The following is a 12,727-nucleotide window of genomic DNA, read 5'->3' as shown; positions in this document are numbered from 1 at the left end:
AGGCGACGCCTGTCCGAACGTGAGGGCTGCGGCCGTCCTCAGAGAGTGCGGCGTACACCTGCGTGACGTTCGAGGTCGCGCAGCTGCACGCTCAGGTCGCCCTCGACGGCGTGGTGCGCCGGGCCGCTGCGGCCCAGTGGCAGCACTTCCTCGCCCCGCATGTCCTCCAGCATCAACGCGAACGCGGCATAGAGGGCGACGGCCGCGAGGAGGAGCCCCAAGGCTCCGGAGAGGACGGTGAGCGCGTGCGCGCCGCCCAGCCCGGCAGCGGCGGCCGCCCCGAAGCGCGGCACAGCCACGCACAGCACGAGCCACAGCGCGCGCTTGGCGCGGGCGACGGATGCCATGAGCAGCGCGAAGAACGTGAAGCACAGGTTGAGCACGCCGAGGACGCGCGGTCCGTGCTCCGGGTGCAGCGCGAGGACGAGGGCGTTGGCGAGCCACGTACCGGAGAAACACGCCATGAGCGTCGCCGCCAGGACGTCACGGGCTCCAAAAGCGAGTACGGCGACCAGGAGTTGGAGGACGAACGCGGGCAGGATCGTGAAGGCCACGGCGCGGCCGGCGTCCTCGCCGAGTATGCCGAGCTGGTAGGTCCCGGCGACCACGGAGGCGATGCCGACGGCGTAGAAACCGAGGGGCATCGGGGAAGCGATGGGGCGCAGGTTGATGCGGGTCATCGCGCGGAGATCCGGTTCGAAGCGGCGGGCGGGTGGAGGTGTGGTCATGATGATCACCTGTCGGGAAAGGCCGCTGCCGCATCAGGGCAGCACGGCGGGGCGGAACCGGCCGATAGCGCGTGGAGGCCGGTCCCGCCTGGGCAGGGTTCGAAACCGCGGGGTTGAAGCGGAGGTCAGCGCGGCGCGAGAGCCGTACGCAGCGTGGCGACGGCGAGGGCGATCGCGGACTCGGCGGCCTGTGTTCCGCGCAGAGCGTTGAGCATGACGAAGTCGTGGATCACACCCTGGTACCGCACGGCGGTCACCGGCACCCCTGCGGCACGCAGCTTCGCGGCGTACGCCTCCCCCTCGTCGCGCAGCACGTCCGCCTCAGCGGTGATGACGAGCGCCGGAGGAAGGCCGGTGAGCTGGTCCGTCGTGGCGCGCAGCGGGGAGGCGGTGATGCGAGCGCGGTCGCTCTCCTCGGTCGTGTACTGGTCCCAGAACCAGCGCATGCCGTCACGCCGCAGGAAGTAGCCCTCGGCGAACTGCTCGTAGGAGGCGGTGTCGAAGGAGGCGTCGGTGACCGGGTAGAACAACACCTGCTGGCGCAGGGCGAGGCCGCCGCGCTCCTTGGCCATGAGGGTGAGCGCCGCGCTCATGTTGCCGCCCACCGAGTCACCCGCGACGGCGATCCGCTCGCCGTCCAGGCCGTGTCGGACCCCGTCGGTGACGATCCAGCGCGCCACGGCCCAGTTCTGCTCGATCGCGACGGGGTAGCGGGCCTCGGGCGAGAGCGCGTACTCGGGAAAGACAACGGCCGCGCCGGTCCCGTCGGCGAGCTCGCACACCAGCCGGTCGTGGGTGTGCGCGTTACCGAAAACCCAGCCGGCACCATGAATGTAGAGGATCACCGGGAGCGGCCCCGTGGACTTGGCAGGCCGCACGATACGTACGCGCACGTCACCGGCATCGGACGGAACGGTCACCCACTCCTCGTCCACCTCAGGCAGCTCCACGGAGCCGGACTGCGCCTCATCCACAGCGGCACGGCCCTCGGCAGGGGCGAGGTCGAAGAGGTACGGGGGCTGCGCGGTCGCCTCGGCGAAGGCGGCAGCGGCCGCTTCCAGGACGGGCACGGGAGGGGCGGGAAAGGTACGCATGAAGGGGTCTTCTTCCAGTACGGAAAGGGATGTATGGCGGAGCAGGCCCGGAACGTGCCGCTCCGAAAAGCACGCTAGGCACGACCGCCGGTCATTCCCTTCTCTGCGCGCACCACTCTTTGCCTCATAGCGCATCGCGCCGCCGGCCGGCCGTCACTCGACGACCCCGCTCGCCGGCATCGGCTCACTGAGCGGAATCGAGGGGCCACGACCCCACTCGGTGCAGGTGCAGGAAACACGGTTCTGTGATGCTGATGGCCCACCCCACGGTGCTGCGGAACCTGATCGACCAGTACGAAGCCCTCGCCGCCGTGGACGCCTCCCATGCGGACAGCGCGCAGGTGCGCCAGCGCATGAACGACGTCGCCTACACACTGTGCGTATCCACCGGCACCCGCGACATCGACGCGGCGCTGATCGCGGCCCGCCACCAGCTGCCCGGGGCCCGCCCGCTGGACGACTCGATCCTGAAGGCGGGCTGAACCGCCGTCATCCCCCGCTGCGACTGACCTCGATGCACGGACACCGTTGCCCGGGGACCACCGCCGCGAGCGCAGCACCGATCCATGGCTTACTGATGGCCGAGCGGTGTCGGCGTACTCCTCGAAGTGCTCAGCCGCGTACAAGCGAAACGGGCCCAGTCGGATACTCGCGTGACGAGGCTACGAGCTTTTGGCATGATCACCAGGTTGTCCTACCGTGCCCGGTTCTGGAGGAACACCACGGCTATCAACTACGAGCTTGCTCCGGCCTGGCTGCCGTGGTCTGCCATCGATCCCGATCTCATCGCTTTCGCCTGGGATGAAGCGGAGGCAGCTGAGATCACCACGGTGATCGCCTCGATGGTGCCTCCTGACGATGCCGGGTGGGAAGAGAAACATCGCTTCACCACCGAGGTCACGGCGCTTTTAGCCGCCCGATACGGCCGGTGGGCCTGCGGATGGCATTGGGCCGTCGGCGAGGGCGGTGGTGGCGGTGTCGTCACCCACTGGTGCTGCAGTTCCCACTCCATAGGCAGGCCCGCAGCAACGGCCGCCGACGTGGTCGCGTCACTGCTGGAGTGGCGCGACTGGCTGGAGGAACTGGCGGAGCGATTCCAGCAGTTGGCTCCGCCCGCCGGAGCGAGTGCCGAGGATCGCAGCTGGCACCTGGAACGGGCGGCCACCCGGCTCGTGACCGTGGTCATGGACCGCACTGGTGCCGAATGCGGCTGGTATGGGCTCTGCCACACGGTGCTGACGTGGTTCCTCTCTTCCGCTGGCATGGGGGCGGAAGACGCGAAGAACGCGGTCGACACGGCGATTGGTGGACGATTCAAGAGCTGGACCGTGCCGTCGCGGACTCTCATCGACGCAGTGGGAGAGGATCTCGCCGTGGATCTGACCGGAATACAGCCCTACCGTGAGCGCTGACGCCCTGGCCGCCTGGGTCCAGGTCAGGAACCAGATCGACTGGACTTCCGCAGCCGGTGAGGTGCCGGCCCCGGTCGAGCCCATCGTGGATGGTCTCACCACCTGGTGCAGGGAAGGAAGTCTTTCCTCGGCCCCCGATCGAGGCCGCCGACTGCTCGCAGCGCTGGCTCAGTCGCGCACAGATGCTTCCCATAGGCGCCCTCTTACCTGCGCGCTTCTGACTGGATGGCAACGGCTGCTCCTCGGCATGCCTGAGGTCCGGTTCCGACGAGGGGACGCCTTTGCCAAGGGCGGCCGGGAGCGCTACGCCCTGACCCCACACACTCAGCGCGACTTTGAACAATGTCTGCATGACAGTGCCAATCCGCGAGTGCCCTTGGCCTCCCGCGCGGCGAGGGCCTACCTGGACGTGGCCTTCTTTCATCCTTTCCCGGATGGAAACGCCCGCCTTGCCATGCTCACCCTCGCCTACGTCCTGGAGTGGGAAGGAGTTCGACTGGACCAGGTCGGCCCCTTGCAGACCACGCGCTACGCGGACGACGACGCCGGGGCAGCAGACCTGGCCGCCCTGGTCTCCGTTCTCATCCGCGCGACCCACCAAAGGGCGGGCGAGCCGGCCCGTGCGGGCCAGGGCCGCCACCGCGCACACCCCGCCCAGGTCCCGCTCAAGGCCGTCCGTCCCCGCCAGCCAGGTACCAGCTCCTGACCGCCGCTCCGAACCCCATCCGTAACTGGGCCGCCCGCGACATCGCCATCGCCCTGTACCGGATAACCACGTACCAGACCCGCTCCACCTGATGAAACAGCAGCTCGGCCAAGAGAACTGAAACCCGGTCCCCCACCACCCCGCAGTGGGAGCTCGACCTGATCAGCCCAAGCCGGCCCACCACCCACCGATCAGAAAAGCCGCCCCTGGGCAGGAATCGGCGGCCGCGGAAGCAATGCAGGCGCTGGCCTCCGACTGTGCTGAGGCCAGCGCCTTGGGGTCGTGCCGAGGGGTGTCCGACAGCTCAGCTGACGGCGTTGAGCATCGCTTCTTCGACGTGGTCGGCGGCGTTGCGGTGGCCGAGGGCGTTGGGGTGGACGAGGGAGATCTGGTCGGGCAGGGTGACGATGCCTTCCACCCACTTGGTGGCGTCGCAGACGCTGTGGTTCCGTGACGAGGTATAGAGGTCGACGAAGTCGGCGGTGTCCTGGGTGCCGGTCGCAGCGTTGATGGCCTGGTTGAGGGGTTCCAGGACGTCCTTGCGCAGCCAGGCCAGGTCGCCGCGGGTGATCGTGGCGAACTGCGTCGGGTCGCCGTAGGTGCACTTGGAGGCGTCGTTGGGGATGACGGTGGGATAGCCGACGGCGAGGATTTTCGCCTTCGGGGCGCGCTCGTGAAGGACGGTGAGCATGCGGTCGTAGTCCTGGCGGACCTTGGTCAGCCGGGCCGGGATGCCGCTGGCGAGGGCGTCCTTGCAGGGGGTGCCTTCACCTTCGCTCTCGCCGCCCAGTGTCATGCACTGGGTGAGGAGGTCGGCGAAGCCGAGGGTGTTACCGCCCACGCCGACGGTGATGACGTCGGTGGTGGGGCCCACGGCTACGGACTGCGGGGGCACGGCCGCGAAGGGGTAGTCGGGATCCTCGGAGAACGGCGGAAAGTGACGGCCGATCGGTTTCTGGGGTGTGTCGGTGACGTTGTCGATGGTGGCGGCGCCGCAGCTGACGTTGGTGAGGTCGAACAGGCCGCCGAGTTCGCGGTCGATGACCTGGGGGTAGGACAGGTCGGTGCGCTCGCAGCCGTCGCGCGGGACCTCGAAGGTGTTGCCCGCGGCCCGGACGACGCCGGCGGTGTAGGAGTCACCGAGGGCGACCCACTGGTTCTCGTCGGCTGCGAAGGCGGACTGGGAGGGAAGTGCGGCGCCGGCGGTGAGGGCTGCGGCAGAGCCGAGCAGGGCGAGGCGGGTACGGAAGCGTGCCACGACAACTCCAGGGTGGGGGGGTGACAATTCCACCACGAACCATATACACACAGTGATCATCAATGCCGCTGAAGTCACGGTAAGTACCCTTTCGGGCTGCTGCTGACCGATGTCTCCCTGCTTCCCGCACGCGTCTGATACCGCAGCGCCCCCTCCGTAAGCCGGGCCGGCCCGCTGCTCAGATACGTCGGCCTGACTTCCGCTCCGCCAACATCTCGTCCTGGTCGGGTTGTTCTGCGTGGACGCGGAACTTTGCGCGAGGAGTTCCGCCACGAGGCCCGGCTCTTGCGCCGCTCGCAGAACCAGGGGGCTGTCCGCCGGGGTGCCCGGTCGCAGGCACACTCGACGACGAGGCCGCCTGTCCGGACAAGGCGTTGCCCGCAGCTCGGCCGTTGAGCCAATCGCTCAAGCAGAATCGATTCGGCCTCCCCCGATCGAAGGAAACCGTTTTCAGCGCCTCAGAGCTGGGGCATCCGTGGCACCGACTAGATGATCAACCAGGAACAGGACGGTCCACCGTGTCCCTTCGCTCCCTCGCCGTCGCAGCCGGCGCCGCCGTTCTGCTCGTGGCAGTGCCCGGCTCCGCCTCTGCCGCAAGCGGTCAGTTCCGTTACTCCTACACCACCACCGACGGCTACGAGGCCGTCGGCTTCCTGAACCACCCCGCCAGCGGCCAGTGCGTCAACCTCTCCACCCCGGCCGCCGAACCCGGCACCGTCTCACGAGCTCCCAAGAACCTCACGGACGCGACCGCCATCGTCTTCCTCGACCGCGACTGCGAAGGCGACACCTACTACGTCCTGCCGCCCGGCAAGGGCGCCTCCGACCGCCTGCTCGTACGCTCCGTCGTCTTCTCCTAGCGCCGGTCGCAGTCCCCGGGCGCGCCGACGCGGTGCACGAAAGGCGTTATGCGTCCTGATGCACGTCGTCTTGTCCGTCCCCTCATGTTTGCCTGGTAAAGCCGTTCCGATCCAACGCGAGGAGTACACCGGCATGGGTCTCGGAGGACGCGAAGGGCTCAAGGGGCGGGGCGGCGGACGAGGCGATCGAGCGCTCCTCGCAGGCCCCTGGCGACGCGGATGACGCTGCTCAGGACCAGCGAGACACGTTCGGCAGGGACTACGATTCCTGACGCTGAACCCCGTAGCGATTGAGGCCCGTCCAGGGCATACGGTCATGCCTTTAACCAGAAGGCCGGAAACCGTACGTTTGTAGAGAAGCTGTGCGGCGACCACCTCGTCCGAGTGCCGCGAGGCACTGGGCCCACTCGCCATCGGCACCGCCGTGGCCGGACACCCGGGGCCGCCGCCGGTCGGGAACTCCCTCCCAGCCGGGGGTAAGCGCCTCGCCCCTTCGCTGACTGGCCAGACTGCTCGGCTCCTGTCGCCCCACTCGGACCTGCCCGAGCCTCAACCAGCCCCGAGTCATCCTGCTGGCGCCGGCCGCAGCAGACCACCGCAAGGCGGCTCGCCCGCCGCAACCGGTCCCGGGGGCGCGGTTCGTCAGGCGTGGTAGAAGGCGTACAGGCGCCCCCTGTAGGTGGCGAGGCCCGAGGCGCCGAGAACGGTGGGAGCCGTTTCACCACCGACGACGGTAGCGCTGGTGCAGGTGCAGGTAAGGCTTGCCGCCGGTGTCGACGTGCGCGCGCCACAGGTCGGTGCCGTCTAGGGGCAGGACGGGGTCGTGGCCGCTTTCGGCGGACATCGTGTACAGCTCAGTGCCGATTCAGGTGTTGGCGCCGGCGGAGGTGTGGCGGCCCCCGCGGTGGGGGCCGTGCCAGTCCAGGCACATCACGGTGGCGTCGTCGCCGAGGTGGCCGCCGTAGGCGTCGGCGACCGCGGCGACGAGGACGCGGACCACTTCGCGGGGGTGCTCACCGGATGTGGCGGCGATCAGGCCGGGCAGGTCGACCACTGCCGCCTGCCGTTCCTGCATGCCGTCGGTGTAGAAGACGAGCCGGTCACCGGGGCGGCAGTCGAGGTCCTGCCCCTGGTAGGGGTGCGGGGACCCGGCACCGAAGGGCATGTTCACCTCCAGCTCGACCTCGTCGACGGCACCGTCGCGCAGGCGCAGGGGCCAGGGGTGGCCGGCGTTGACGAGGCGGGCGCTGGTGCCGTCCAGGGCGATGCGGACGAGTTGGCCGGTGACGAAGGTTCCCCGGCCGTGCTCCGCGAGTGCCCGGTCGGTCAAGCGGGCCTGCTCGTCCAGGCCGGCGCCGGCGCGACGTGCGCCGCGGGAGGCGTTGACGGCGATGGTGGCCAGGAGCGCGGAGTCGGTGTCGTGGCCCATGGCGTCGGTGATCGACAGGTGCAGGTTCTCCTGGCCGAGGGCGTAGTCGTAGCTGTCGCCGGCGACGTTGTCGGCCGGCAGCAGGGCGCAGGCCAGGGTGAACTCGGCCGCCTCGCAGGAGGGGGCGGTGGGCAGAAGCTGGCGCTGGATCTCCGCGGCCAGGCTGACCTGGGTGGTGCGCTGGCCCCAGTGGTAGAGGTCGGTGAAGCGGCGGTCGGTGACGACGATGTAGGCCAGTGCGTGCGCGGCCTCTTCCACCTGTTCCAGGATGTCGGCGGTTGTGTGTGGCAGGAACAGTTCGAGTACTCCGATGGTGTCGCCCCGGTTGGTGACCGGTGCCAGCACCCGCTGCCCGGAGCCGCCGTCGGCCGCTCGCACCAGTTTCTGGGTGCGCAGCACCTCGTCGTAGACGCTGCCGGCCAGCGGAATCTGCTCGGCCCGGTGGCCCTGCCCGGCATCGGCCTCGTCGGTGACCCGCACCATCTTCCGGCCGACGATGTCCATGAACAGGAACGACACGTAACCGGCGCCGAACCGGTCCCGCAAGTTACGCGCCACCACCCTCAACGACGCCACCGGTGAAGCGTCCTCTGCCGCGGCCAGCACGTCCGCCAAGCCGAGTCGGTCATCCGCCACCACAACCTCCCTCATCCCGGACCCCGCAACGTCACCAGTGGCAGCACACGGGGCACGGGGCCGTGTCGGTGCCAGAGAGCCCGTGCGAGGCCTTGAGCCCTTCCGAACTGATCCGCAGCCCCGGCTCTGCCCGCGACCTTCCGGAAAGTGGCCTCGCATGGGATGGGCGCAGGCTTCCGGTGCGTGTGAGCGTGACCGGGTGAAGTCATACCCCGAGCGGCTGCGGCTGTTGGTGTCTTCCGATCAGTCCAGGACCATGTCGCCGAACACCGCGGCATTGGTCTCGTGGTGGACGGAGTTGATGTCACCGCCCTCGACCTCGAACCCGGCGAAGTCGTCGGAGGCCTGGTGAGCGCCGGCCGGCACAAACGATTGGGCGGACGCCGCGGCAGCGCCTCCCAGGAGCGCGAGAGAGGCGATCAGAAGCGCTGCGGCAGTACGGGGCAGTGCGGACATGAATGTCGTCCTTTCCATCTGCGGACATGTCCTCACGATCTTGTGCGCGCTCTCCTGGCGTGACTACTCCACGGGGGCCGACTGAGGGCCTGGTCATTCCTATGGGCTCCCTCTGGTGGCCACCGACTGCAATGAATTCGGCGCGGCCCAGTCGAAGGCTGAACGGGGAAATGAGGAGATGGCGTCAAGGGCAATGGCGGTCGCACAGCACCTGGCCCATCGACGGCCGCCTGTATCTGCCCACGTCTTGGACCGACGACCGCGAACGCTGCCAGGCCGCCGGCGTCGGCGATGATGTCGCCTTCGAGACGAAAGTCGTCATCGCCAAAGCGATGGTCCGCCGGGCGATCACCGAGAGATCCCGTTCCGGTGGGTGACCGCGGACGCCGCCTACGGCTTCTCCAAGAACTGGCGGGCCGAGCTCGCGAGCGGGCCGTTGTCTTCCACGTCATCGCCACCACCCGCCACGACACGGTCGTCACCCGGTGGGCCATGAACCACCCGGTGCACGATCTGTTTCCCGACCTGCCACGTCAGAAGCGGAGGCGCCGTTCCTGCGGCAACGGAGCCCACGGGCCACGCGTCTACGACTGGGCCAGGGTCAGAGCCCGGCCCTGGAACCGCGAAGACCGCCGACACCGGGTCATCGCCCGTCGCAGCGTCAGCCGACGCGAAGGCGAACAGAGGTGCCGCGACACTCGCTCGCTGTTATTTTCTCCCTTATGCGCGAAATGACCATTTATTCTTCCACGGGCCGGTGAGAGCCGGATGGGTATCGTGCGCGACCATCCCGAACTCGCGCTCTTCCTCTGCCTCGCTCTCGGGTATCTCGTAGGCAAGCTCCGCGTCGGCCCCATCACGCTGGGCGGGATCTGCGGAACGCTGATCGTGTCCCTGCTGATCGGCACTCGCCACGTCACCGTGGACGACGACGTCAAGACGGTGTTCTTCGCGCTGTTCATCTTCTCGCTCGGCTACCTGGCCGGTCCGCAGTTCTTCGCCAACCTCAATCGGAGAAGCCTCCGCTTTCTCGTGCTCTGCCTGATCGAGCTGGTTTGTGTGCTCGGTATCGCCTTCGGGCTCGCCAAGGCGTTCGACCTCGATGTGGGAACCGCGTCGGGCATTCTGGCCGGAGCGGCGACCGAATCCGCTGTGGTCGGTACGGCTACCGAGGCCATCGGCAAGCTGAATGGGCTGACATCCGCCCAGGTCACTCAGTATCAGGGGCACGTCGCCACCGCTTACACCGTCTGCTACCTCTTCGGCCTGGTCACGATCGTGCTGTACACCAGTCAGATCATGCCGATGCTGATGCGCATCAACCTCGCGGATGCCTCACGCGAGCTCTGGGAGAACATGCGCGGCGGCGTCCGCGGACTGGAGTCCGACGAGCGCGAGGCGCTGCCCAGCACCGTCGGCCGCACCTACCTGGTGACCCTGGCCGACGGGCTGCGGATCGGGGAGCTCAAGGCCGTCCGGTCCGGCCGGGTCACTGTCGAGGGCGTCAAGCGGGGCAGTGCGCTGTTGAAGCCCTCGCCCGATCTGCAGCTGACCCTGAGCGACCTCGTCCAGCTGGTCGGCCGGCGATCCCGGATCATCGAGGCCGGACGCGAGATCGGTCCGGAGACGCCGTCGGTACCCGGCCTCGACGTGCCGCTGGCCACCCGGCAGGTCGCTGTGACCGAGAAGGCGACCGCAGGCTCCTCCATCGCCCGGATGGAGCAGGACCACCCGGAATTTCTCCAGGACGGTGTGTACGTCACCGATGTCCTGCGCAACGACCAGCATCTGCCTGCCTCCGCCGAGACCACGGTGCAGCGCGGCGACGTCCTCACCCTGGTCGGCGCGCGATCGGGCCTGGACAGGTTGGTCGCGAAAATCGGCGCGGTCGTGAAGAACGATGCGACGGACTTCATCTATCTCGGCCTCGGCATCGTGGCGGGCTCGCTGCTCGGCCAGATCGTCGTCCACTTCGGCGACATCCCGATGTCACTCGGCACCGGCGGCGGCTGCCTGGTATCGGGCCTGCTCTTCGGCTGGTTCCGGTCCCGGAAGCAGACCTTCGGCGCTTTTCCCCCGCAGGCCGCCAATACGCTCAAGGATCTGGGCCTGGCCGTCTTCATCGCCTGTACCGGACTGACCGCGGGGCCGCAGGCATGGCCGCTGCTGAAGGAGTACGGCGCGCTGCTGCCCTTCGCCGGGATCGCCATGGTCCTGATCCCGGCGACCATCTCCCTGGTCGTCGGTCGCAAGCTGCTGCACATCGAGAAGCCGACGCTGATCGGCGCCATCGCGGGTCAGCAGTGCTCGACGCCCGCGATCACCTCGATCACCCAGGTGGCGCAGAGTTCCGTACCGCTGCTCGGCTACACGATCACCTACGCGCTCTCGAATTTCCTGCTGCCCCTCACCGGGCCGATCCTGGTCGGCGTACTGGGGGCCGGATGACCGACTTCCTGAACCGCAACATCTTCCAGCCCCACCCCGAGCTGCTGGTCTTCCTGGTGGTGGCGCTGGGTTTTCTGCTCGGAAGGATCCGCTACCGGGCGATCGCGCTTGGTTCTGTGACGGGCTGTCTGATCGCCGGGCTTGTCCTGGGCGCACGGCTTGGCGTGCAAATCGACGGCACGGTGAAGGACCTTTTCTTCATCATGTTCCTGTTCGCACTCGGCTACCGCGTGGGCCCGCAGTTCTTCCAGGGGCTGCGCAAGGACGGGCTGCCGCAGGTGGTCAACGCCGTCGTAGTCTGTGTCAGCGGGCTTCTGATCTCATGGCTCTTCGCGGTGGTCCTCGGCTATGGGCCCGGCCTCGGTGCCGGCCTGATGAGCGGGGCACTCACCCAGTCAGCGGCCATCGGTGTCGCTCAGGACGCCATCGGCACGCTGCCCGGACTCTCAACCGCGCAGGTGAAGTCGGAGCAGAATCTCGTTGCGGTCGGTTACGCGGTCACCTATCCGCTGGGCACGATCCTGTGCGCGATGCTGCTGGCCAACGTACTCCCCCGGCTCTATCGACGGGACCTGGCCGGGGAAAGCGCGGAGCTGGCCGCCGAGCTCGACGCCCCGGACGAAGACCCGGATGCCGGCCAGGGCTACTACGAGACGGTGCTGCGCGCGTATCGGGTCGAGCACCCCGGTCTGGCCGGGCGCAGCATCGCGGACTTCGAGGCACAGCAGCGAGCTCTCGGCAGGCGCGTGTACATCACGCGCGTTCGGCGGGAGGGCGAGCTGCTGTCCCATGAGCAAGGCTTGGTTCTGCGGCAGGGCGATGTTGTGGCGGTGAGCGCGCTACGGCACGACTTGGTCGACTTCGATGCCCGCACGCACGTCGGGCCGGAGGCGGACGACGTGGCGCTGCTCGGATACCGGACCGAGACGCTGCATGTGGTCGTTGCTGAGAAGGCCGTGCTGGGCCTGACCGTGTCGGAGCTTCGCCGCCAGCCGTTCATGGCCGGGGTCTACATCGACCGTCTGTACCGGGCAGGCGCCGCCTTCCCCTTCCGGCTTTCCACCCCGGTGGAGCGCGGAGACACCCTCGTGCTGACTGGCCCCGAGCGACTGGTCGGGCCGGCGGGGGCGGAGATCGGCAAGCCCGTCCCCACCAGTTTCGCGACCGACATGGTCTGGGTCGGACTCGGCATCTTCATCGGTGGCTGCATCGGCATCCCGGCACTGACAGCAGGTGGGGTGCCGATCTCCCTGTCCACCTCGGGCGGCGGGCTCATCATGGGTCTGGTCTTCGGCTGGATCCGGGGCAAGTACCCCACATATGGCAACGTCCCGCCGGGCGCTCAGTGGTTCATGGACACCCTGGGGCTCTGTGTGTTCGTCGCCGTGGTCGGTATCAACGCCGGTCCCGGCTTCACCGACGGGCTGTCCTCGGCGGGCTGGGGACTCCTGCTTTTGGGGGCGGTTGCCACCGTAGTCCCCTGGTGATCGGCTTCCTTGTGGGTCACTACGTCCAGAAGATCAGGTTCCCGGTCCTGATGGGGGTACTGGCCGGCGGCCAGACAACCACGGCCGCGATCGGAGCCGTCAACGAGGCATCCAAGTCGCAGGTTCCGACCCTGGGTTACACGATCCCGTACGCCGTCGGCAACGTGCTGCTGACCGTGTGGGGCGCCGTCATCGTCATCCTCAACCACTGAA

Annotated in this window: 11 protein-coding genes and 2 pseudogenes; 7 read left to right on the top strand and 6 right to left on the bottom strand. The window is 68.3% G+C overall.

Features of this window, described 5'->3' with window-relative positions; translation table 11 throughout:
• Positions 1 to 38 precede the first annotated feature (38 nt).
• Positions 39 to 728, bottom strand: coding sequence for a GPR1/FUN34/YaaH family transporter (locus NEH16_RS31045; RefSeq protein WP_265546434.1), 690 nt, complete (start codon positions 726 to 728; stop codon positions 39 to 41).
• A gap of 125 nt (positions 729 to 853) precedes the next feature.
• A complete protein-coding gene (locus NEH16_RS31040; protein ID WP_265546432.1) occupies positions 854 to 1,822 on the bottom strand; it encodes an alpha/beta hydrolase in 969 nt (322 codons plus the stop codon).
• 248 nt (positions 1,823 to 2,070) lie between these two features.
• Here NEH16_RS31040 and NEH16_RS31035 point away from each other — a divergent pair, with 248 nt between their 5' ends.
• The 3 genes from NEH16_RS31035 (at position 2,071) to NEH16_RS31025 (ending at position 3,940) form a co-directional block, all read left to right on the top strand.
• Entirely contained in the window at positions 2,071 to 2,304 is a 234-nt protein-coding gene (locus NEH16_RS31035) for a DUF5133 domain-containing protein (protein WP_265546431.1), read from the top strand.
• A 195-nt stretch (positions 2,305 to 2,499) separates the two neighbouring features.
• Entirely contained in the window at positions 2,500 to 3,234 is a 735-nt protein-coding gene (locus tag NEH16_RS31030; protein ID WP_265546430.1) for a hypothetical protein, read from the top strand.
• A 247-nt stretch (positions 3,235 to 3,481) separates the two neighbouring features.
• On the top strand, positions 3,482 to 3,940 hold the full coding sequence (locus NEH16_RS31025; protein WP_265546429.1) for a Fic family protein: 459 nt from the start codon (positions 3,482 to 3,484) through the stop codon (positions 3,938 to 3,940).
• Positions 3,941 to 4,244: 304 nt separating this feature from the next.
• Here the strand turns inward: NEH16_RS31025 and NEH16_RS31020 are convergent, their stop codons facing one another.
• On the bottom strand, positions 4,245 to 5,198 hold the full coding sequence (locus NEH16_RS31020) for an SGNH/GDSL hydrolase family protein (protein WP_265546427.1): 954 nt from the start codon (positions 5,196 to 5,198) through the stop codon (positions 4,245 to 4,247).
• 518 nt (positions 5,199 to 5,716) lie between these two features.
• Here NEH16_RS31020 and NEH16_RS31015 point away from each other — a divergent pair.
• Positions 5,717 to 6,058, top strand: coding sequence for a hypothetical protein (locus NEH16_RS31015; RefSeq protein ID WP_265546426.1), 342 nt, complete (start codon positions 5,717 to 5,719; stop codon positions 6,056 to 6,058).
• Between the two features lie 718 nt (positions 6,059 to 6,776).
• Here NEH16_RS31015 and NEH16_RS31010 read toward each other — a convergent pair.
• The 3 genes from NEH16_RS31010 to NEH16_RS31000 form a co-directional block, all read right to left on the bottom strand.
• Positions 6,777 to 6,902: a hypothetical protein gene (locus NEH16_RS31010; RefSeq protein WP_265546424.1), complete on the bottom strand. Its 126-nt coding sequence runs from the start codon at positions 6,900 to 6,902 to the stop codon at positions 6,777 to 6,779.
• Positions 6,903 to 6,923: 21 nt separating this feature from the next.
• Positions 6,924 to 8,123 (bottom strand): PP2C family protein-serine/threonine phosphatase, encoded by a 1,200-nt coding sequence (locus NEH16_RS31005; RefSeq protein ID WP_265546422.1) that lies wholly within the window; start codon positions 8,121 to 8,123, stop codon positions 6,924 to 6,926.
• Between the two features lie 243 nt (positions 8,124 to 8,366).
• A complete protein-coding gene (locus NEH16_RS31000) occupies positions 8,367 to 8,579 on the bottom strand; it encodes a hypothetical protein (RefSeq protein ID WP_143203028.1) in 213 nt (70 codons plus the stop codon).
• A 218-nt stretch (positions 8,580 to 8,797) separates the two neighbouring features.
• Between NEH16_RS31000 and NEH16_RS30995 the strand changes: the two are divergent.
• From NEH16_RS30995 to aspT (NEH16_RS30985), 3 genes and pseudogenes are all read left to right on the top strand, one after another.
• A pseudogene (locus NEH16_RS30995) lies at positions 8,798 to 9,254 on the top strand (transposase); the annotation flags it as partial.
• A gap of 93 nt (positions 9,255 to 9,347) precedes the next feature.
• Entirely contained in the window at positions 9,348 to 11,027 is a 1,680-nt protein-coding gene (gene aspT, locus NEH16_RS30990; RefSeq protein ID WP_265546418.1) for an aspartate-alanine antiporter, read from the top strand.
• Positions 11,024 to 12,726, top strand: a pseudogene (aspT, locus tag NEH16_RS30985) (aspartate-alanine antiporter). Before aspT (NEH16_RS30990) ends, aspT (NEH16_RS30985) begins: the two are co-directional and overlap by 4 nt.
• Position 12,727: the final 1 nt, after the last annotated feature.

Source organism: Streptomyces drozdowiczii (assembly GCF_026167665.1).
GTDB classification, from domain to species: Bacteria; Actinomycetota; Actinomycetes; order Streptomycetales; family Streptomycetaceae; genus Streptomyces; species Streptomyces drozdowiczii_A.
The sequence above is the reverse complement of the archived record's forward strand: the minus strand, read 5'-3'. Positions and strand labels throughout refer to the sequence as shown.

Coding starts and splice junctions, on each gene's coding strand:
- NEH16_RS31045 (WP_265546434.1), bottom strand. CDS start 728: ATGACCACACCTCCACCCGCCCGCCGCTTCGAACCGGATCTCCGCGCG.
- NEH16_RS31040 (WP_265546432.1), bottom strand. CDS start 1,822: ATGCGTACCTTTCCCGCCCCTCCCGTGCCCGTCCTGGAAGCGGCCGCT.
- NEH16_RS31035 (WP_265546431.1), top strand. CDS start 2,071: ATGCTGATGGCCCACCCCACGGTGCTGCGGAACCTGATCGACCAGTAC.
- NEH16_RS31030 (WP_265546430.1), top strand. CDS start 2,500: ATGATCACCAGGTTGTCCTACCGTGCCCGGTTCTGGAGGAACACCACG.
- NEH16_RS31025 (WP_265546429.1), top strand. CDS start 3,482: ATGCCTGAGGTCCGGTTCCGACGAGGGGACGCCTTTGCCAAGGGCGGC.
- NEH16_RS31010 (WP_265546424.1), bottom strand. CDS start 6,902: ATGTCCGCCGAAAGCGGCCACGACCCCGTCCTGCCCCTAGACGGCACC.
- NEH16_RS31000 (WP_143203028.1), bottom strand. CDS start 8,579: ATGTCCGCACTGCCCCGTACTGCCGCAGCGCTTCTGATCGCCTCTCTC.
- aspT (WP_265546418.1), top strand. CDS start 9,348: ATGGGTATCGTGCGCGACCATCCCGAACTCGCGCTCTTCCTCTGCCTC.